This is a genomic window from Parabacteroides vesiculifaciens (genome assembly GCF_049860805.1).
Classification (GTDB): domain Bacteria; phylum Bacteroidota; class Bacteroidia; order Bacteroidales; family Tannerellaceae; genus Parabacteroides.
On record NZ_CP187555.1, the window covers coordinates 3,272,469 to 3,295,043 of the forward strand.

The following is a 22,575-nucleotide window of genomic DNA, read 5'->3' on the forward strand; positions in this document are numbered from 1 at the left end:
TCAAAATGGGATTAATTTTGGAGCTTTAGAATAATAATATTTATTTAATGAACAAATCATCTGTTTACAACGCAAAGCACAGGTGGCTATTTTTTTTCATAATCATATGCCTGCTCTTCACATGCCAAGTTCATGCTGATGAAAATAATCCTATACTGATAATAAGTTCTTACAATCCCGACACACGCAATACGACACAAAATATTTCCGAGTTCATGGAAGAGTACAAGAAGCATGGAGGGAACTCGCCTGTAGTAATCGAGAACATGAACTGCAAGAGTCTTCCCGAAGCTCCCCTCTGGAAAAGAAGAATGAGGAAGCTACTGAACAAATACCAGGGAGAAAACCGCCCCAACCTGATTGTGATACTCGGACAGGAAGGATGGGCTTCTTACCTTTCTCAAGATGACAGCATAGTCCGGGATATCCCGATACTTTGCGGAATGGTCAGTCGAAATGCCGTTTTATTACCTGACAGCAATATAAATATTGCGGAATGGAATCCGGAAAGCGTAAACGTTGAAGATCTGAAAAACAAAGAAAGGAACCTGGCCGGATTTGTCTACAATTATGATATCAAAGCCAATATAGAATTGGTCCGCAAACTGTATCCGAGCACCCGGCATTTTGCCCTGATTACGGACAACAGCTATGGAGGTATTTCTCTTCAGGCTCTGGTAAAAAAGGAAATCGGAAAAATTGACGGGATAGACTTCATCCCCCTGGACGGACGAAAGAACGACATCTATAGCATCATCGAAGAGATCAAGCAATTGCCTCCACAAACTGTCATTCTTCTGGGTACCTGGCGTGTCGACGTCAATGACGGATATTATGTCGGCAACGCGACCTACACAATGATGCTGGCCAATCCCAAAGTCCCGGCATTCTCCCTGACTTCTATCGGATTAGGCCATTGGGCGATCGGAGGATGTATTCCTAAATACCGCTCGATAGGAAAAGATCTGGCTCTCCAAGCCATTCACCTGTTGAAAGAACACCCGGATGAGCTTGACACGGAAACGATTCCCAACGTATATACATTCGATGCCAAGAAGCTGAAAGAACGAGGTATCGTGACAAAAGAACTGCCACCACATTCGGTATTAATCAATACAGAAGTGGGATTATTCGTCCAATATAAATTTGAAATCCTGTTGCTGGTAGCAATCGTGTTGTTACTGTTCCTTATCATGGTGCTTTATTTCTACTTGCGAACCAGCAAGCTGAAAAATAAATTACTGGTCCTGATCGACAAACAGAAGGAAGACGAAATCGAGCTGAGAAAAGCCAAAGACAAAGCAGAGGAATCCGACCGGTTGAAATCAGCTTTCCTGGCCAACATGAGCCATGAAATCCGTACGCCGTTGAACGCGATTGTAGGTTTCTCCAATCTGCTGACCATAGCAGAAAACGAAGAGGAACGGGATGAATATATCAACATCATCAGTAGTAACAACGAATTACTCCTGCAACTGATCAACGATATCCTGGATGTAGCCAAGATCGAGGCCGGCACACTGGAATTTATCGACTCTGAAATAGATCTCAATGTCCTATTATCCGATATCGAACAGTCTTCCCGCCTGAAAGCGCCGGAAGGGGTACAGGTCTCCTTTGTCGAAAAAATGCCTCACTGCATCATCACATCGGACAAGAACAGGCTGGCGCAAGTCATTACAAACTTCATCAACAACGCCATAAAGTTCACGAAAGAAGGAAGTATCCGGTTCGGTTACCGGCATAAAGACAATAAACTGATATTCTACGTCAGTGACACCGGTTGTGGTATCGAACCGGAAAAGAAAGATCTCGTGTTCAACCGTTTCGTAAAGCTGAACAGTTTCGCACAAGGTACAGGCCTGGGACTTGCCATTTGCCAGATGATCGTCAAGAAGCTGGGCGGCGAGATCGGTGTGGAATCCGAACTGGGGACAGGTTCGACTTTCTGGTTTACTTTACCGGATACAGTCATTCATGACTTAAAAGTCCAGCCGGTAAAACCAATGACGGATAAAGAGGTCACAATCGACAATACGAACCCGCAAAAAGCGACATTACTGATTGCTGAAGATAACGAAAGCAACTACATACTGATTCGTGCAGTCCTGAAAGATTATAACCTATTGCATGCCCATGACGGGGACGAAGCAGTCCGGCTTTATCGCGAGCACCATCCGGACCTTATCCTAATGGATATTAAAATGCCGAATATGGACGGATATGAAGCGACTGCCGAGATCAGAAAAGAGGATCCCGATATCCCCATTATTGCCGTAACAGCTTTTGCTTTTGCAGAGGATGAACAACGGGTAAAACAAAGCGGCTTCAACGGTTATGCAGCAAAGCCGATCAAACCGGCGGAGTTGAAAAATATCATCACCCGGCATCTACACTAAGCCTCCACGGAACCATCCCTACAGCACGCGAGTCTGGGGAAATCGCAAAGTGAAAGTGGTACCCTTCTCTTCTTCCGAAATTACGGAAATGCTGCCGCCATGCCGGTTCATGATCTGGCGGCAAACGCTCAGGCCGATCCCCGAACCTCCCTGCTTAGTCGTAAAAAACGGGACAAATACTTTATCCATAGCTTCCGGCACAATACCATATCCGTTGTCGGAGACCGTAATAACCGGAACCCCTTCATGCCTGAACGCATTCACCCGTACTTCCGGATAAGGACGCTCCTGGCAGGCCTCGGCTGCATTTTTCAACAGGTTTATCAACACCTGTTCAATCATGGCCCGGTCCGCATAAATACGCAAATCCGTCGGACGGACAGAAAAAGAAAACGAGACAGCACCGGCAGGATACAACCCCCTTAAATCGTTAAAAAGAGAGAAGACCGGAAACAACTGCAGTGTAGGAGCCGGAATACGGGTTAGTTTCCGGTAATTCTCGACAAAGTCCAGCAACCCTTTGCTGCGGCGGTGTATCGTTTGCATGGCTTGCAGCATAATGCCGTAATCCCGTTCGTTCAGACCATTGGAGGTCGCCCGTTCAGTCACAGTCTCCGATAGAGAAATGATCGGAGCGATAGAATTCATGATCTCATGCGTCAGTACACGGATCAGTTTTTGCCAGGCATCAGTCTCCGCCTCCGCCACCACTACATTATATAAACGGGTACGAAATGCAGAAAGCGCTTCATTCATGGCACGTGTCAAGTCTGCTTCCGGTCCTTCCGCCGAAGGGACAGGAAAAGACAGGTTCATATCGCCGTAGTGGATATTAGCAATGAGATGCTCCATCCTCTGAAGCATTTTCCGCTGGTCCAGATAGAGTGAAAAAGCAATTCCCAGCAAGATTATAAAACACATGACAGATGTAAAATACAGACCCTTCAAAAGCAGAAAAGCGATCGAAAGGGATAGTACGACCAGTAATCCGATCTTCAGGAAAAGGACATATCGTCTCATAGGCCCAACTTATCCAATTTCCGGTACAGGGCAAAACGGGTAATTCCCAGCAATTCGGCAGCACGGGTAATATTTCCGTCCGCCCGGCGAAGGGCACGTTCGATCGCTTCCTTCTCGAGGATGCTTAGGTTCAGTTCATCCGGTTCTCCTTTCTTTTGGGCAGGCGCAGGATGCAGCATAAAGTTTTCCGGTTTCAACATGGAGCTGTCGGAAAGAATAACGGCACGCTCGATTGCATGTTGCAGTTCGCGGACGTTACCCGGCCATGCATAACTTTGCAACTTCGTTTTCGCATCCCGGGTAAGACCTCCTATTTTCTTCTTATACTTGCGGGCATACCGGTTCAGGAAATGGTCGGCCAACAACAAGATATCATTTCCCCGCTCACGGAGCGGAGGGATATGGAGTTCGATCGTATTGATCCGGTACAACAAATCCTGCCGGAAAGTTCCTTCCTGGACCATCGCGTGGATATTCATATTCGTAGCTGAAACCAACCGGACATCGATCGGGACGGAACGGGTAGCTCCCAAACGAAGAATCTGTCTTTTCTCAATAGCCGTCAACAACTTCGCCTGCATCGGCAGGCTCAAATTACCGATCTCATCCAGAAACAAGGTTCCCCCGGAAGCTACCTCCATACGTCCGGGTTTATCGCGACGGGCATCCGTGAAAGCACCTTTCTCATATCCGAACAGTTCGCTTTCAAATAGTTGTTCCGGAATACTCCCCAGATCGATACTGACAAAAACCTGGCCGCTACGGGGCGAATGATGATAGAGTGCACGTGCTATCAAATCCTTTCCAGTCCCGTTCTCTCCTAAAATCAAGATATTGGCATCCGTATCTTTCAGTTTGGCAATCGTTCCGAAAAGTTCCTGCATGGCATCGCTTTCACCGATAATATCGAAACCGGTATCTTCCGTACTTTCCAATACTTCAACCCGTTGTTTCAACGTATGGACTTCCGTACGGCTTTCACGCAGTTTCAAGGCTGCCGAGAGCGTTGCGAGCAGTTTCTCTTTTTCCCAAGGTTTCGGAATAAAATCGGTAGCTCCCGCTTTTATGGCACGTACGGCCTTCTCCGTATCTGCATAAGCCGTAATAAAAAGGACTACGGCATCAGGATCGGCGGCCTTTATTTTTTCGAGCCAGAAGAACCCTTCCTGTCCACTGATCGCATCCCGCCGGAAATTCATATCCAACAAAATAACATCAGGTACGAATGTCGACATAAAATGTTCGATCCGTTCCGGTTGTGTCGTTACCTTCACCTGTTCCACATAAGGCTCAAGCAACAGATTCAACGCGAAGAGGACATCTTCGTTATCATCGATAATCAATATTTTCCCGTTCTTCATATTCCTGCTATTATTCTATTTCCTGTAAAAATCATCCTTGACGTGGCAAAGATATGTATTATATATATGGAATGTATGTGCGATATTGCACATAATTTGTGCGGAATAACACATTTTTTTCATACATTTACAGGCAAATACAACATAAACCATTTTTAAATATTACTACGATGAGAACATCCCTGCTATTGATTTCCGCCATTATAGGTATGGCAATCCTTACAGGTTGCCAACCTGCGGTTAAGTCAGACAATACCTGCAATGGTACATGTACCTGCCCGGCAGTAACAACCGAAGAGGCTCCGATCGCGTTGTTGACAGACACTCCTGCAATCACCGCTCCTCCTGCTGAACTCAAACTCGATCCCTTCTATAAAAAATATATGAATGTGAACGGCATTCATGTCGCCAGTTCATGGCGTGTACCCGACTCCTGCTTTTACGCTGCTTATATCAGCATTAAGGCCTTGACTGACGTGCTTCCGCGCGAAGTCATGAAATCGTTAACCGACCGGCATACCCGTATCGGTATCATGGCACGTTACGAAGGGACGACAGACATTCCCGAACATGCTTTCCTGGCAAAAGACACTACGCTTAACTGGGATGTACGTGCCCGTGGCCTGGGTGGCGATTCGGAACACCCGTTCTCGACTTGTGCCGAAGAGAATATCCTCGCCTACCAGATTGATAAATATCATGCGGAAGATATCCTGATACACGAGTTCGCCCATACCATACACGGGGCCGGTATTCTCCCGATCCATCCTGAGTTCAACGACGAATTGCAGGCTTCTTTGGATGCAGCCGTAGCGAAAGGACGCTGGAAAAATGTCTATGCCGCAACAAATGTCTGGGAATATTGGGCGGAAGGAGTCCAGGACTGGTTTAACGTGAACGCCGAGGTCAATACGGATGACGGCGACGGCAAACATAATAAAATCAACAGCCGTGAAGAACTGAAAGCATATGATCCGGGGCTCTATGCCATTCTTGCCCGATACTTTTCGGAAGTAAAAGAACAGGTCAGCCGACATAAAAAGATCGATTCATACCACTGGACAGAAATCTACCCTCATCATTAAACAACACTTCAGCTACTTCCTGTCACATTCAAATGGAAGTTTAAAGCTAAAGGAAGATCCTTTCCCTTCTTCCGAAGTAACCCATATCGAACCTCCCATTCCTGTTACCAACCCTTTACAAATAGCCAATCCCAAACCGACTCCCTGTTCGAACTCGTCCAATTGTACAAAACGGTCGAAGATCAATCCTAATTTGTCATGCGGAATACCCCGTCCCGTATCCGTGACATAAAATTGTACGCTAACAGGATAGAGCGACTTATATCCAAAATGGATTTCTCCCTTCGTCGTGCATCGCGCCGCATTCAAAATCAGTTTGACCAGTATTTGCAGGATTTTCCGTTTGTCGGAATGAATAACGACTTCCGGCACAGCATCGACAATCAACTTTACGCCTTCTGGCACACGAGATACAGCCATCTCATACACGGCATTTAAAATCGGGGTCAGATAAATGTTCTCAAAGTCCCACACGACCATATTCGCGTCAATCCTCGACATTTCCAACAAGTCATTGACAAGTTCCAGAAGAGCGCAATTATTACCTTTAATAATATCTATATACATTTTCCGGGCTACCGGATCTGCTTCATCTTCCAGCATATCTGAAAAACCGACAATGGCGTTCAGAGGTGTTCTGATCTCGTGCGACATATTATCCAAGAATGTCGATTTGAGCATTTCCAATGCCTCCGCTCCCTGATGTTCTTCATGCTCGTGCTCGTTTCTTTCGATCACACTACCCAAAATCACATGTGGAACACCTTCTTCATCCAAATCAGCCCCCTTCCCCGTAACTTCATACATTTTATAAGTTCCATCTTGACCTTTCAAATGGAATATCACATTATATCCGGGCAACTTTTCATCATGTATCTTGTTGAACAAATAAAAAAAATCCAAGCTGTCGTCCGGCTTGCGTACTGAAGACAAGGCGCGGCAAATAAATCGATTTTTATCCAATAACGTATTTGTTTTACCATAAAATTGGAAACAACGATTACAATGCTTTTTATCACACGCTTGAAAACGGTCAAAGCTAAATGAATAGGCAGCCAATTTCCCATCTTCCAATGCCATCCGCATCAACATTCGGCTCTCGGCCAACTGCCCCATTAACAATCTATTTTCGCGATCTACTTCTGATTTTCCCTGTTCCAGTAGCCAGAGCGAATAACCAATCGAATCATCACAATCAGAATGAATCATCTCTACTTTAAAAGGGACAGGCTCGTCACAAACGACCGTTTCACCTTCTCTCAACAGATCCTGTTGATGGGCGTTCAAAACTACATTATCAAAAAGGTTGTCTATCACAAAATCATGTTTGTCCGAAAGGGAGAAGGCTGTAATCATCGCACGGTTCAGATCAATCAGTTTTCCCTCTTTATCATACATAGCCCCAGCTAACGCGCATGAATAAAATGTGGCGGACAAAAGGTCATTCATAGAATCAGTATTTTTCATATTCTTATGATTTTATGGCGTAGGTCAATTATTATCTGTTATTTATAGAATCCAAAGATAAGAATTATTTTGATAATCAAGACGAAATAAAAATATTATCTATAATAGGTATTCCTATACAGATATTAGAGACATACGAGGCTCGGCATATAGTGCAAATCCGCACAAAATATGTGCGGATTTGCACTATAAAGATTCGGCACTTTCTCTCATTAACACTTAAAGCCAACGATTTACGACTATGGCATATATTTTGCTTTGTATTAATCATGAAACAGATATTATTCATATTTATATGTATGCTGTCCTCCTCTCAGCTTTTGGGACAGAAAACACTTACGCTGACATTGGACGAAGCGATCGAAATGGCACGCCAGCATTCTCCTGAAGCCATTGCCGCCCGCCATGCTTTTAGGGCTTCTTACTGGAACTGGCGTTCGTTCCGGGCAAAACAGTTACCGAGCCTGACGCTTACATCCGATCCGAGCCTAAATCGTTCCATCCAGTCGGTTACATTGGAAGACGGTAGCGACAAATTCGTACACCGGAACCAACTCTCGGTCGATGCCGGACTCGAAATCCAACAAAACATCGCCCTTACAGGCGGTAAGGTTTTATTGAAAACCGGACTGGAAAGGCTGGATATGTTCACCGACAATGTCTCGTCTTATAAGAGTACCCCGGTCGTCGTAGGATATGAACAAGATTTATTCGGTTTCAACGACCTTAAATGGGAACGCCGCATCGAACCGATCAAATATGAAGAAGCCAAAAAGAACTATATCGAAACACTCGAACTGGTAGCAGCCTATACGACCAACCGCTTTTTCAACTTGGCAACGGCACAGACCTCGCTGGAAATCGCAAACTATAATTTCGCATACGCCGACACGCTCTACCGGTATGCACAGGGACGCTACAATATCGGGACAATCACCGAAAACGAAATGCTCCAACTGGAACTCAACAAACTGACCGAACAGACAAACCGCCTCAACGCACAAATCGAGGTGGACGATTATATCCAGTCGCTCCGTAGCTATTTAGGTATTTCTGAAAATATCACATTAGCGGTGATCCCCGACGACAGCATTCCTCACTTCACAGTCGATGTAAACGAAGCCATGCAGCTTGCATTCCAGAACAATCCGGATATCAGCGCCTTCGAACGCCGCCGGCTGCAAAGTGAAAGTACCGTTGCCGAAGCAAAAGCCAACCGGGGTTTTAAAGCTGCTCTCTATGCACAGTTCGGCTTGACGCAGAGCAACGAAAAGCTGAAAGAATCCTACCGCGATCCGATGGACCAGCAATTGGTGACATTGGGCATACGCATACCGATACTGGACTGGGGCGTAGGAAAAGGCCGGGTGAAAGTAGCCAAAAGCAACCGCGACAAGGTCTACACCGAACTGGAACAGGAACGGATGGACTTCGAACTGAATGTCGCCAAGATCGTCAAACAGTTCAACATACAGGCCGGTAAAGTCGCCATAGCCTACAAGACAGACCAAACGGCCCAGCGCCGTAACGATGTGGCGCGCAGGCTTTACCTGTTGGGTAAATCGACTATCCTCGACCTCAACGCTGCCATAGCCGAAAAAGACAACTCCCGCCGTGCCTACATCGCGGCTTTATATAATTATTGGAACCTCTATTATGGTCTCCGCAGCCTGACCGGTTACGATTTCGAAAAGATGATTCCGATCACGGAAGATTACGAACTCCTTCTAAAATAATTCATCAATCAACAATCACAAATGGATAAACCAATTGCAAAGAAACCCGTTTATTACCGTTACCGCTGGCATATCGCCGGAGGAATCGCATTCATCGCTCTTCTCGTCTATGTCGGGGTCGCTGCCTCCGGCGGCAGGAAACTCCGCACCGAAGCAGAAAATCTGATCATCGGCGAAGCGACTAATGATAAGTTTCTGGAATATGTAGACGTCGAAGGGGTCGTGCAACCGATTCTCACCATCCAGATCAACGCCCGTGAAGCCGGTAGCGTTGACCGGATCATCGCAGAAGAAGGAACCATGATGGAAAAGGGAGATACAATCCTGACACTCAACAACCCCGACCTTATCCGTACCATTGAGGACCAGCAGGATGAATGGGAAAAGCAACTGATCTCTTATAAAGAGAAAGAGATCGAGATGGAACAGAAAAGCATCGACCTGCAACAACAGACTTTGCAGACAACTTACGAACTGAACCGTCTCAAAAAAAGCTATGCACTCGACGAAGAGGAATTTAATATGGGAGTCAAAAGCAAGGCACAGCTCGAAGTGGCGCGGGACGAATTCGACTACAAAACCCGGAGCACCGCCTTGCAACTGGAAGGCCTGCGCCATGACAGTGCAGCTACGATCCTGCGCCGGGAATTGATGAAAAACGATCTCGAACGCGAACGTAAAAAGTTCGAACGCGCCCAGGAACGCATGGAGGACCTGGTTGTCCGCGCGCCCCTCTCCGGCCAGCTCAGTTTTGTCAAAGTAACCCCCGGACAACAGGTACAGAGCACCGAAGCGATCGCCGAGATCAAAGTCCTCGACCAGTTCAAGATCCATACTTCCCTCAGCGAATACTACATCGACCGGATCACCACCGGCCTGCCCGCCACCGTCAGCTGGCAAAGCAAGAAGTTCCCGCTCCGGATCACCAAAGTCGTACCGGAAGTCAAAGACCGTAACTTCGACGTCGACCTGGTCTTTACGGAGACAAGCCCGGAAAACGTACGCATCGGCAAAAGTTTCCGTGTCCAGATCGAACTCGGACAGCCGGAAGAGGCTCTCGTCATCCCGCGTGGCGACTTCTTCCAGACCACCGGCGGCCAATGGATATACAAGCTGAACGAATCCGGCACAAAAGCCCGGAAAACCCCGATCAGCATCGGCCGCCAAAACCCGCAACAATACGAAATAACCGGCGGCCTCCAACCGGGCGACAAGGTAATTGTCACAGGATATAGTACCTTTGGGGATGCGGAAGAGTTGATTTTAAAATAAAAGAAGGATAAGCCTGATATAGCTGCATAAATATGAAAATAATACTATTAGCTTTACGATCGCTGACACGTTTCAGACTCTACAGTGCCATCAACATCATGGGGTTGGCACTGAGTCTGGCGTGTGTCATAATCATCAGCAGGTATGTCTATAGTGAATTGACAACGGATCACTTCGCGTCCAACCATGAACGGTTGTACTTAAGCGTCAGACATTGGAATAATAACGAAAAAGCCCCTCTCTTTTTTACTACACAGAATGTCATGATGAGAAAGGATTACAAAAACCCTCTGGATATTCCTGAAATAGAAAAACATACTTCATTCGTTTCTCTTAAAAACGTAACGGTCGAAGCCGGAAATAAAGGATTCAGTGCAGATGTACTGGCGGTCGATTCGGTTTTCTTGCAAATACTGAACTTCCCGGTCTTGAAAGGCGATGTGGCAAAGCTGTTAAAGGAACCCAAAGGCGCAGTCCTCACCGATTCTTTCGCAAAAAAACTGTTTAAAGACCAGGATCCCATCGGAAAAATCATAAACTATAACGGGCAACTACTGACCGTACAGGGAATTACGGGGAAAGCCGGGACTAAAAGTTCTCTTTCTTTCGACCTCATGATTTCGCGTGAGTTACAATGGAGATGGCCCCCTGTGAATTATTACAGCATAGCTTTGACTGTTCCGCACGCTGATATAGACGACATAAATAAGAAACTGAAATCCATGTACGATCCACAAAACACACGCAGTTTCCTGTTCCAGCTTTTTCCTTTGGATAAATTATATATGGAAACCTACATCCAGAAGGGAGAAAAGACATTTTTGCAAGGAAATGCCAGCAGCGTTCATATCCTGTCCGTCACAGCCTTACTGCTTTTACTTATCGGGGTATTCAATTTTGTCCACCTCAACTCTGTTGTCATCCTTAAAAGAAGAAAAGAGTTCAGCATGAAAAAAGTGTTCGGAGCCCGACCATTCCAACTTTTCATCCAGCTGTTTATAGAAAACCTCTTTATGACGGCACTTGCCCTGTTCCTGGCTTGGGTTATTATCGAAATGACTTATGGCATACAAAGCCATATACTGGAAATCAAAGCCATAGTTTCCGAACGTTATAATATCGGGATATCTATTCTATTATTGTTATTCTTACCTGTAATCACAGCTTTACATACATTCGTGCGTTTCAGCCGGAAGCCGGTCACAAGTTCCCTGCAAAACATTGACCGGAGCAAAGGTAAGCCGGAGATAAAAACCATATTTCTTACTTTGCAATATGGACTGACACTCTCTTTGATCGTTTGCTCTCTATTTTTTATCAAGCAATTGAATTATATGCTGGATACAGACCCCGGGTACCGGACTAAAGACATCATAAAGGTTTGGTTCCAACGCCCAACCTCTTCGATGTCATACACCGTCGAGGAAATAAAACATCAAGAGGATGCCAATAAATACATTCTGGAGACGCTGCAATCTTCTCCGGTCTTCGAAACTTCCTGTTTCGGTATAAGCCCATATGAATTTCCGTTGAATCCTATTAATAAAAAGAAAGTAAGAATTCCGGGAGGTCAATGGGAAGAAGTTATCCATATAACTGTCAGCCCTGACTTCCTTAAGCTATACGACATTCCGATTTCCGGAAAAGATCTTCCTGTTGCAGAAAACGAGGTCCTGCTAAACGAAACAGCCAAAAGGCTTTTCTCTAAAAACGGAAAACTGCCTGAGGAACTGGAAGATGAAAGAAGTGCAAAAGGGACATCACTGCTTGTCAAAGGATTTACCGGTGACTTTCAAACAGTACATCTTTCGCAAAATAACGAACCGGTCATTCTATCCATACACAACGAGTCTCCTTTTTCACAAAATAAGCTGATGGCTGCAATCTCACCGGGCCATCGCCAAGAGGCCATTCGTTTTTTGAAAAAATTACATGGCGAAGTGGGGCAAGGTGATTTTGAATATACTTTTGTTGCAGATGAAATCGAAGAACTATACAATAAAGATAAGCTGGCAGCTATCATCTATACGGTTTTTGCCTTAATAGCAATCCTGATCTCCTCATTAGGTTTGTTCGGCCTATCCCTGTTTGACGTACAGCAACGCTACCGGGAGATAGCTATCCGCAAAGTCAATGGGGCAACAACTTCCATTATCATGCAAATGCTACTACGGAAATATTATAAGCTTCTTGCAATCGCATTTATTGTGGCGACTCCTGTCACCTGGCTTGCCATTCACAAATATCTGGAAAATTTCGCCCACAAAGCATCGATCTCCTGGTGGTTGTTTGCAGCCGCTTTGTTGCTCACTGGCACAATCTCTTTGCTGACTTTAGTTTGGCAAATACGCAAGGCAGCCCGGACTAATCCGGCGGAAGCTATCAAATCGGAATAAAAACAAACAATCATATATGAAAATAATACTATTAGCCTTACGATCGCTGACACGTTTCAGACTCTACAGTACCATCAACATCATGGGGTTGGCACTGAGTCTGGCGTGTGTCGTTACCTTGTCCCGATATCTCTATCAGGAAACTACAGTAGATCATTTCCACGAGCATCTGGATCGTCTCTATTTTACGACAATTCAATACCGGAATTCTCCAATGATACGCTTTTCCGGGAGTTTCAATATGAATCACGAACCCGACTACAGAGAACCGTTAGAAGATATTGCGGTAGAACGAAGCACCACATTCATCCCCATGCAGGAGTCTGATATCTATTATGAAAATAAGAAGTTCACAACAAATCTATTCGCTGCAGACACCAACTTTCTGCAAATGTTAGATTTCCCGATCCTCATTGGAAATCGAAATACACTACTTTTAAAACCGGAAAGTGCGGTAATTACACGGGAATTCTCAAAAAAGCTGTTTGGGAATGAGAATCCGATCGGTAAAACTCTTTCTTTCACATTCGGGCAACCGGTAACAATCGAAGGTATAATTGGAAATCCAACAGGCAAAAGTTCCTTGCACTTCGACATCCTGATCTCCAAGTCTATGCAAAAGAAATGGTCGAGAATGCCTCAAAGCATTGCCCTGCTTTATCCGGGAAGTGACCTGAAACAAGTAAACAAACGGTTGGATTATTATATGTATATGAAAGCAGGAGAACGATACCAACGATATCAGTTCTTTCCCATGAAGAATGTTTATTTCAACCATACTATTCATGACTTTAATTTGTTTCATAAAGGAAATAAGACAAATGTCCGGATATTGACAGTCGTAACTTTTTTAATCCTGATTATCGGGCTTTTTAATTTCACCAACATCTATACTGTACTTATACAAAAACGAGCCCGGGAATTTGGTATGAAAAAAGTATTCGGAGCAAAACGCGTGCATCTGCTCGGACAAATCTACATCGAAAATATATTTATTATCGCTTGTGCCTTGTTTATCGGATGGGTATTTGTAGAGTTAACACAAGATTATCTGAGCAACCGCTGGGACATCTCTCAATCAAACGACTGGCATTTGAATCTTATGCTTGCGTTCATATTATTGATTCTTTTACCCATGTTTACCTCTTCTTATCCTTTTTTCAAATATCAATATGCTACACCGATTCATACTTTGCAGTCCATAAACAGAGGAGGAAATTCAGTCGCTTCAAGAAATATATTCCTGGTTATCCAATACGGTATATCGCTCTCTCTCATCATTGTGTCGTTATTTTTCATTAAACAATTACATTTCATGTTGAACTACGATAATGGGTATCGTACGAAAGACATCATCAAAGTCCAATTTCTCCGTAACGATTATGCATTAGATGATACAAATGAACAGGCAAAGGCCAAAAGAAAGAAACAAAGGCAACTCGACAATATCATCACGACAAAGATGAATGAATCTCCTCTGTTTACAGATTGGGCTTACGGAAAAAGCCCTTACGAATATAGAGAGCCACACACACAATTCGAATTCCAGGGAAAAAAACAAATGGTTGTTTATAATAACATAGACGAAAGGTACATGAAGATATATGATCTTCAAATGGTAGAAGGACGTAGCTGGAACGATTCGATCGATCATTTCGGCACATACGACTTGATTATCAACGAAACCGCAAAAAAGATATTTGGCATCACCGATATTGCGACAGCCAAGTTACAACCTGAAAGTAGATTATGGTGGAGTTCCGACATGCCGGATATGGATAAAAACCCCGCTTACAACATCGTGGGCATAGTCAAAGATTTTCAAATAGGACATTTGTCTCAAGCAACACTTCCACTCGTTTTTGCCTATGACATAGGATACCGTTATGAACGTTTGACGGCTCACATTGTTCCGGGCAAACGTCAAGAAGCAATTCGTTTTCTACAAAAGTTACATGAAGAAACTGTTGGAGGAGAATTCATCTATTCTTTTGTAGAAGATGAGATAAAAGCAATTTACAAAGAAGACCAAAAGCTGACTAATATCTATACGGTTTTTGCACTAATAGCAATCCTGATCTCCTCATTAGGTTTGTTCGGCCTATCCCTGTTTGACGTGCAACAACGCTACCGGGAGATAGCTATCCGCAAAGTCAACGGGGCAACAACTTCCATTATCATGCAAATGTTACTACGGAAATATTATAAGCTTCTTGCAATCGCATTTATTGTGGCGACTCCTGTCACCTGGCTTGCCATCCACAAATATCTGGAAAGTTTCGCCCACAAAGCATCGATCTCCTGGTGGTTATTTGCAGCCGCTTTGTTGCTCACTGGCACAATCTCTTTGCTGACTTTAGTTTGGCAAATACGCAAGGCAGCCCGAACTAATCCGGCGGAAGCTATCAAATCGGAATAAAAACAAACAATCATGATACTACAACACTACATCAAAATTGCATTTCGCAATCTGGCAAAATATAAAGTACAATCCGCTATCAGTATCGTCGGATTGGCGATCGGACTGATCTGTTTTACGTACGGATGGAACTGGTACCGGTATGAGACGACCTATGACGGGTTTTATCCGCAATCAAAAAACATCTACAGAGTCTATGGAATTGACAAACAAACGGGAAAAAAAGCAGAGGAATTACCACTTATCCTGGCACGCAAACTGAAAAAAGATTTCCCGGAAGTAATAGAGACAACGCAGATTTATTCAAAATTCGGTTCTACTTTCAATTATGGGGAAATAAGCCTGGAGGATCCGGAAGAAGAGTTCATTGACGAACAGTATTTCAATTTCTTTCCACGTCCCGTAATTTGCGGTAAAAAGAATGATATTCTAAAAACACTCGATGAGATAGCCGTTACCCGGTCTTTTGCCGTGAAATATTTCAAAACACCGGAGAATGCATTAGGTAAAACTCTCAAAAACGGATACCGTAAAAGCATTACGATCGTCTCCGTCCTGGAAGATTCGCCCAACAACTCCATGATGCAAGCCGATGTTTATGAACTGGATAAATTCGACCGTGACCGGGAAAATCGGATCACAGACGAAAAGCAATGGGCTCTGCTAAACACTAAAATCTATCTATTATTAGAACCTAACATTAATATAAAGGTATTTGAGAAGAAGATCAATTCTTATATAGTTGAACATGAATATAATAAATCAATCCTGTTAAAGTTAGTTCCCCTAACGGATGTCCGCCATACATTCGGTAGTGAATTGACTTTTAATCTTTCTTATATCCGGACATTCACGATAACCGGGCTCTTATTATTGCTCTGCGTCTTCTTCAATTTCACCAACCTGTTGTTGAACCGCGTCTATTTGCGAAACAGGGAAATGAAATTAAGAAATGCGATCGGCGCCGATAAAAAAAATCTGGTTATCCAATTGCTACTTGAATTGACATTGCTCGTCGGGATCAGCTTTTTACTGGCCTCTTGCCTGTTGGAATTAACGGCTGGCGGTTTCTCACACCTCTTCGAAACGACATTACAGCGGAAACTACTATTTAGTCATCTATGTATCATAGCTGGTATTAGCTGGTTTATACTCACAATTATCTGCCTACCGCTATTCTTGCATTTTGTCCGTGCTTCTTCTCTATTAATATCCGGTGGAATCTCTCCCACCCGGAAAAGCGGTTTCCGCAAAGTCAGCATGGCGCTACAACTGGGTATTTGCATTTTCTTCCTGATGAGCACATTCATCATGTTCAGGCAAATATCTTTCATGCAACATAAAGACTTGGGATTCCAAAAAGAGGGTCTGATCCAGATGAAAATGACATTCAGAGACCGGGAAGGAATTAGCCGCGAGATTTCTTCACTGGCCGTTCTGAAAGGATTCACACAAGCCGGGATATTCAATATCACCCATGAGCCTTATACACAAAACGAGGTCGAATGGGAAGGCAAGCCTTTGGATTTCAATCCAAACTTCCAAGTTCTACAAGTAGGCGGCAACTTCCCGGAAGTTTTCAACATACCGATACTGAAAGGCCGTTTCATCGATGAAGGAGATTTGGCAAACGATGAAGGTTGGCGAGCCTCTTGGACAAAAGCCGTCATCAATGAAGAGGCAGCTCGCCTCATGGGCATCGATAACCCGATCGGCAAGAAGATCAGCATTTGGAATTATACGACCATGCGAGACGGAAGCAGAGGACGTGCCGAAATGGAGATCGTCGGGATCATCCAAAACTTCCAAGCAGCCAGTTTACGCAACCCGATACTGCCGCAAGTGATCGTGATCGATGAAAGCAAATGGGACAGCTACTTCTATTATGCGAAAACAGAACCGGGAAAAGAGGCTGCAGCGATCAAAGCAATCCGAAATATATTCAAAAAGCACTCCAAGCAAGGCGACCCTGCCACCTGCGAAGTACAGACCATGAACCAGATACTCGATCAGCTCAACACTTCCGAGAATGCCAGCCTGCAACTCTTTACTTTGCTGGCACTGTTCTGTACGCTTATCTCCATCTTCGGACTTTATTCCATTTCGTCCAGTAATATGGGACAACGGAAGAAAGAGATTGCCGTACGGAAAGTGATGGGCGCCTCTGCCGGAACGATTGTCAAGATGTTTTTCCGGGAATACCTTGTAATTGTATTGATTGCCAACCTGCTGGCATTGCCGCTGGCATGGCTGTTCATGCAAAATTGGTTGCAGCAATATGCCTACCGGAGCAGTATTTCTGCCTGGATGTATATCCTAATCATATTTGTCACCGTCATCCTGATTATCGGAACCGTCCTTTATCAAACGATACGGGCTGCCCGGACAAATCCGGCAGATGTGATCAAGTCGGAATAAATATCAGAACATCATGATACTCCATTATATAAAAATAGCCTGTCGGATCATAGCCCGATATAAGTTACAGAATACTATTTCAGTCGTCGGATTATCTGTCGGCCTACTCTGTTTCAGCCTTTGCCTGTATTGTAGCCGCTTTATGCAAAGCATCGATTCTTGTTTTTCGAACCATAAACGGATTGCAGAAATCCAGTTCTATATAGACAACAGGCTTTTTTCAGGGACAACGGCCTCTTTTGCCCATGTACTGAAATCCATGCAATATCCGGAAATAAAAGAGATTTGCCGCACGGCATTCTCAAGAGAGCGTTCGTTTAACGTCTGGCTAAAAGAGGAAAAAAATCTTCCTTATACATTTCAGACAATAGAGGTCGATACTTCCTATGCCTGCATATTTACCCCGACTATCCTTTTCGGCAGTTGGCAACAGGCAGTGACATCCGCAAACTCGATCGTCATTACGGAAACAACCGCACGTAAAGTTTTTAAGAATGCCGCGGAAGCGATCGGCAAACAATTGGAGTTAAATAAACGCCTTCTCACATCTCCCGAATCAACCCCCGAAACGGGAGGTATTTATTATACTATCCGGGCTGTCATAAAAGACCTGCCGACAAACACCAGTATGCATCTGATGGAAAACATAGATTTGCTGACACTCAACGACAGCGAAGGCTTATTCATGTTCGAAGGAAATAATGCGATGACCGGTTGCCACACATACGCCCTTCTGAAAACAGGCAAACGGCCGATCGATTTAGACCGGCACTTGACCAGGGAAAAACAAACATATCCCCTCTTCGATGCAGAAGCTGACATCAGAAGCACACAAATCGGGAATGACAAGTACGTACGGCAAATAGCTAATATACTGTCATTGATAACCGGTATCACCGGGATATTGATCTTACTGACCGGATTACTGAACTTTTTCTATTTCCTGATCGGTCAGTTTATGAACCGGACGCATGAGTACAGTATACGTAAAGTCAATGGCTGCAATGGCATCCAATTATTCACCCAACTTTTTATACAGTCGGCATTGCTGGTCTTCTTAACAGCCATTCTAACAGGATGCCTATTGGAACAGATCGCCTCCGGGTTACAAATCGATCTGTTCAAAATACATCTTACATTCGACACGAAACTATTATTGCTGCATACCGGAGAATATATCCTGCTGATTCTTCTTGCCTGTATATTCGTATGCCTTCTGATCGTCTTACGCATCCGGAGAATATCGATCCAAAAAAGCATCAGGGGTGGAGAGTTGCGCCACGGAAAACATTCCAGACGCAACATAATGCTGGGAATACAATTTTTTATCTGTTGGTTATTTGTTTCATTGACATTCGCACTCTACATGCAAACAGAGACAACCACAAAAGCAATTTTCAACACACTCAGTTTGCAGGAGAAAGAGTCTATTCTCAGCTTTACACTCGATTATCCGTTTATGAAAGCAGAAGAAAAACTGGCTATCGTTAACCGTATCCGTCAGCAGGCAGGGGTAAAAGATGTACTGTTAACCAGCCAGTCTTATACGGAAGACAATTCCCAGACAGGTTTCTATACCGACAAAGCCAATACGGGCAAAGCAATAGAAGTGCAAGTGCAATGGATACCCGCCAATTTTTTCTCATTCATGCAAATCCCGCTGCAATCCGGACACACGTTAAACAATCCGGGTGAAATGCTCGCAGATGAAGTGTTCATACAAAAACATCAAGGGATCAGTATCGGCATGACATTATACAATTACAACGATGCTTATCAACTGTGCGGTATCTCCTCTTCATTCTATTCCGATATTTATAGTCAAAACATCGGAACCGTTTTCCTACCGGATAAATTGGAGAAAAAGATCGGGCACTGTTACATCAAAGCATATCCGGGACAAGAAAAGCAGATTCGAAAACATATTTATACGGTACTCCGGGAAACTTTACCGTCTAATATCCAACCCTACATCCGGACATTCAGAGATGATATAAGCGAAAAGCAGGCATTGGAAACCAAGATGAAAAGTATTATCCTTTTCTTCACGATCGTTTGTCTGATCATCACATTATTAGGGGTATACTCCGCCATTACACTCGACACCGAACATAGGCAAAAAGAGGTGGCTATACGAAAAATAAACGGGGCGACTTCTACAGCCATTATACGGCTGTTTGCCATGTTCTACATCAAACTGCTACTATTTTCGGCGTTGTTGGCGATTCCCGTCATCCTGCTTATCCTGCATTTCTGGAAACAAATGTACATTGTCTTCTTCAAACAGGGATTTATATATTGGGGTAGTATTTCATTTACGATCCTGCTACTGACAACCTGTACAGTCATATTCCGGATCAAAAAAGCAGCCGGCCGAAACCCGGCAGAAGCGATTAAAACCGAATAATAAAAACAAATTAAATCATAGAGCCATGTTACATCATCACATCAAAATAGCTTTCCGCAATCTCCTGAAATACAAATTGCAATCTTTCATTTGTATTGCCGGACTCGCGATCGGATTTACCTGTTTTGCCTTGTCGTCGCTTTGGATACGGTATGAACTGACGTATGATACGTTCAGGAAGGATGCAGACCGGATTTATTATGTACGGGTGGAATCGGAAACCAACGACCAGGGACTATCGAGCGTTACTCCTTACCCGCTGGCCCGGTATTTGAAAGAAACATTCCCGGAGATAGGGGAAAGTTGCAATACCAGAGCCTGGAAAAACGAGTTCCTTTACAACGGAAAGAAATATGATTCTTTCGAATTGTCAATCGATTCAGCCGCCGAACATATGTTTGAAATCGAACTGATCTCCGGCAACCGGGATTTTATGATTCCGGGAAGCAACAAAATCGCGATCACGGACAGGCTTGCCAAAGAAGTCTTCGACACTAAAAATCCAATGGGCGAGAAGCTGAAGATTTGGTCTGACGAAATGGAGATATGCGCCATTGCCAAAAGCCAGGACCAACACTCGAACTTCCCGTTCGGGATGCTGAGACCGGCCCGGCAATTAGAAGATTGGAACATTTCCTCCTGGCAAACTTTCATAAAGGTTCGCCCGGGTACAGATATAGAAGCCTTTAAAAAGAAACTTTACGAACACAAAGTAAAAAAAGACAGAGATTCGCTGACTCATCTCGTCCTGACATCGGTCACCTCCATGCGATATGACCGTCCCTCAGAGGAACCGACCATCAAGTTCGAGCATATCCTGCTTTTCGCCCTCGCCGGCGGACTGGTGATCCTGTGTGCACTGTTCAACTATCTGACCTTGTTTGCCAACCGCATACGGATTCGGAGCAAAGAGATCGGACTCCGGAAAGTGTGCGGATCGTCCGACGGCAACCTGTTTGCCCTTTTCGCATCCGAATACCTGTTGACACTTTTCATCGCTCTTTTAGTCGGGATAGCCCTGATCGAAATTATATTGCCGACATTCAAGGATCTGTCGAATGTAAAGACAGATTCGTGCAACCTCTATCTGGAAACATTTGTCTATTTCGGCATCATCACCTTGCTGGCTTTCCTGTTCTCTTTGTTCCCTATCTACTATTTCAGGAAGCGGTCGTTGCAGAAAGCCCTTAAAGGTTCATCCGACGGAAAAGGGAAGAATATCTTCCCGAAAGTCAGCCTTACCTTACAACTGATTATCAGCATCGGGTTCATATTCTGTTCATCGGTACTGGTCAAGCAAATTTATCATTTGCATACGACCGATCTCGGATTAGACAGGAAAGACCGGGGCGATGTCAGTATATTCCCGAAAACAGACGGTTTGAAAGAAGAGGTCGCCAAACTATCTTCTATCGCAGAAGTATATCCGGACAGAAACGATCCGCTATTTCCAAGTCACTCCCGCTCCTACAGCTACTTTACCGAGTGGGAAGGCAAGCCGGCCTCCGTGGAAGGTCTCACGATCCAGATGATACCATGCAACAATCGTTACTTTGAATTTTATGGCCTGCAATTGCTAAAAGGCAAGTTTCCGGAAGGAGATACCGAACGGCATATACTCCTGAACGAAGCAGCGGTAAAAGAGTTGAAGATCGATAATCCGGTCGGCAAAACGCTTAGGGCCAAAAATCAGAAAGGATTTATCATCGACGGTATTTTCAAAGACTTCTACATAGCCCCGCCCACCGTTCCGGTAAAGCCGGTGATGCTCGACTTCAGCCCGGCAAAGAAAAATATACAGAACGATTACTCGACGGATGTCATATTCCGGCATCAGCCGGGAAGCCGCGAACTGTGCAGACGGCAGGTCGAACAGTTGGCAAAGAAGATGCAACCGGACGCAGTCGACATACACGTCGCTTTTATGGAAGAGGAATACGAAATGTTTCTGAAATCGGAAAAGGCATTGCTCAAGATGCTGGACTTCGTAACCCTTGTCTGTATCCTGATCTCGTTGTTCGGCGTATTCTCCCAGGTAACTCTGGACTGCGAACAGAGAAGGAAAGAGATCGCCGTCCGCAAAGTGAACGGAGCAACGGCATCGGATATCATGAGCCTGTTTTTTGCCACCAATCTGCGCCTGTTATGTATTGCTTCGGTCATCGCATTTCCGGTCAGCTATCTGATCATGAAATCATGGATCGAGAACTATGTGTTACAGGCTACGATCAGCTGGTGGCTTTACCCGGTCATCTGGGCTGTCCTGGTCCTGCTACTAACTTTTTGCACCGGCTGGCGCATCCATAAGGCTGCCAACCAGAACCCGGCGGAGGTGATCAAGTCGGAGTAAAAAGGGCTTTGCATCCGTTAGTCTACGGACCGGCATTCATGGATAGTTTCATGCCGATGGAACTTTTGTTTCATGCCGATGGAACTTTTGTTTCATGCCGATGGAACTTTTGTTTCATGCCGATGGAACTTTTGTTTCATGCAGGGGAAACTTTTGCCGGCCGGTAGTCTTGTGTCTTTTCCTGATTTAGCTAGACACTTTTTTTGTTTATAAACGTAATCAATAGACAGATCTTAGAAAGTAGT

At 44.5% G+C, this 22,575-nt stretch carries 12 protein-coding genes; 9 read left to right on the forward strand and 3 right to left on the reverse strand.

The window, feature by feature from the left end; translation table 11 throughout:
• The first annotated feature begins 47 nt into the window (after positions 1 to 47).
• Positions 48 to 2,399: an ATP-binding protein gene (locus tag ACPYIV_RS13230; RefSeq protein ID WP_301703607.1), complete on the forward strand. Its 2,352-nt coding sequence runs from the start codon at positions 48 to 50 to the stop codon at positions 2,397 to 2,399.
• An 18-nt stretch (positions 2,400 to 2,417) separates the two neighbouring features.
• On the opposite strand, the gene ACPYIV_RS13235 is transcribed toward ACPYIV_RS13230, so the two are convergent.
• A complete protein-coding gene (locus ACPYIV_RS13235) occupies positions 2,418 to 3,419 on the reverse strand; it encodes a sensor histidine kinase (RefSeq protein ID WP_293739067.1) in 1,002 nt (333 codons plus the stop codon).
• Positions 3,416 to 4,780 carry a sigma-54-dependent transcriptional regulator gene (locus tag ACPYIV_RS13240; RefSeq protein WP_293733031.1) on the reverse strand — a complete coding sequence of 455 codons (1,365 nt, stop codon included), beginning with the start codon at positions 4,778 to 4,780 and terminating at the stop codon, positions 3,416 to 3,418. Before ACPYIV_RS13240 ends, ACPYIV_RS13235 begins: the two co-directional genes overlap by 4 nt.
• A gap of 170 nt (positions 4,781 to 4,950) precedes the next feature.
• Here ACPYIV_RS13240 and ACPYIV_RS13245 point away from each other — a divergent pair, with 170 nt between their 5' ends.
• Complete coding sequence (locus ACPYIV_RS13245) at positions 4,951 to 5,865, forward strand: hypothetical protein (RefSeq protein ID WP_301703605.1); 915 nt, start codon at positions 4,951 to 4,953, stop codon at positions 5,863 to 5,865.
• Between the two features lie 12 nt (positions 5,866 to 5,877).
• Here the strand turns inward: ACPYIV_RS13245 and ACPYIV_RS13250 are convergent, their stop codons facing one another.
• The gene (locus ACPYIV_RS13250; protein ID WP_293733033.1) at positions 5,878 to 7,332 is read right to left on the reverse strand and encodes a sensor histidine kinase; all 1,455 of its coding nucleotides are present in this window, start codon (positions 7,330 to 7,332) and stop codon (positions 5,878 to 5,880) included.
• A gap of 269 nt (positions 7,333 to 7,601) precedes the next feature.
• On the opposite strand from ACPYIV_RS13250, the gene ACPYIV_RS13255 reads away from it, so the two are divergent.
• The 7 genes from ACPYIV_RS13255 to ACPYIV_RS13285 are packed head-to-tail and all read left to right on the forward strand — an operon-like array spanning position 7,602 to position 22,330.
• Positions 7,602 to 9,068, forward strand: coding sequence for a TolC family protein (locus ACPYIV_RS13255; RefSeq protein ID WP_293733034.1), 1,467 nt, complete (start codon positions 7,602 to 7,604; stop codon positions 9,066 to 9,068).
• Between the two features lie 21 nt (positions 9,069 to 9,089).
• Entirely contained in the window at positions 9,090 to 10,340 is a 1,251-nt protein-coding gene (locus ACPYIV_RS13260) for an efflux RND transporter periplasmic adaptor subunit (RefSeq protein WP_301703604.1), read from the forward strand.
• A 32-nt stretch (positions 10,341 to 10,372) separates the two neighbouring features.
• Positions 10,373 to 12,736 (forward strand): ABC transporter permease, encoded by a 2,364-nt coding sequence (locus ACPYIV_RS13265; protein WP_301703603.1) that lies wholly within the window; start codon positions 10,373 to 10,375, stop codon positions 12,734 to 12,736.
• Positions 12,737 to 12,752: 16 nt separating this feature from the next.
• Positions 12,753 to 15,155: an ABC transporter permease gene (locus tag ACPYIV_RS13270; RefSeq protein ID WP_425883413.1), complete on the forward strand. Its 2,403-nt coding sequence runs from the start codon at positions 12,753 to 12,755 to the stop codon at positions 15,153 to 15,155.
• 12 nt (positions 15,156 to 15,167) lie between these two features.
• A complete protein-coding gene (locus ACPYIV_RS13275; protein WP_425883415.1) occupies positions 15,168 to 17,573 on the forward strand; it encodes an ABC transporter permease in 2,406 nt (801 codons plus the stop codon).
• Positions 17,574 to 17,586: 13 nt separating this feature from the next.
• Positions 17,587 to 19,980 (forward strand): ABC transporter permease, encoded by a 2,394-nt coding sequence (locus ACPYIV_RS13280; protein WP_425883417.1) that lies wholly within the window; start codon positions 17,587 to 17,589, stop codon positions 19,978 to 19,980.
• 25 nt (positions 19,981 to 20,005) lie between these two features.
• Complete coding sequence (locus tag ACPYIV_RS13285; RefSeq protein ID WP_425883419.1) at positions 20,006 to 22,330, forward strand: ABC transporter permease; 2,325 nt, start codon at positions 20,006 to 20,008, stop codon at positions 22,328 to 22,330.
• The last annotated feature ends 245 nt before the right edge of the window (positions 22,331 to 22,575 follow it).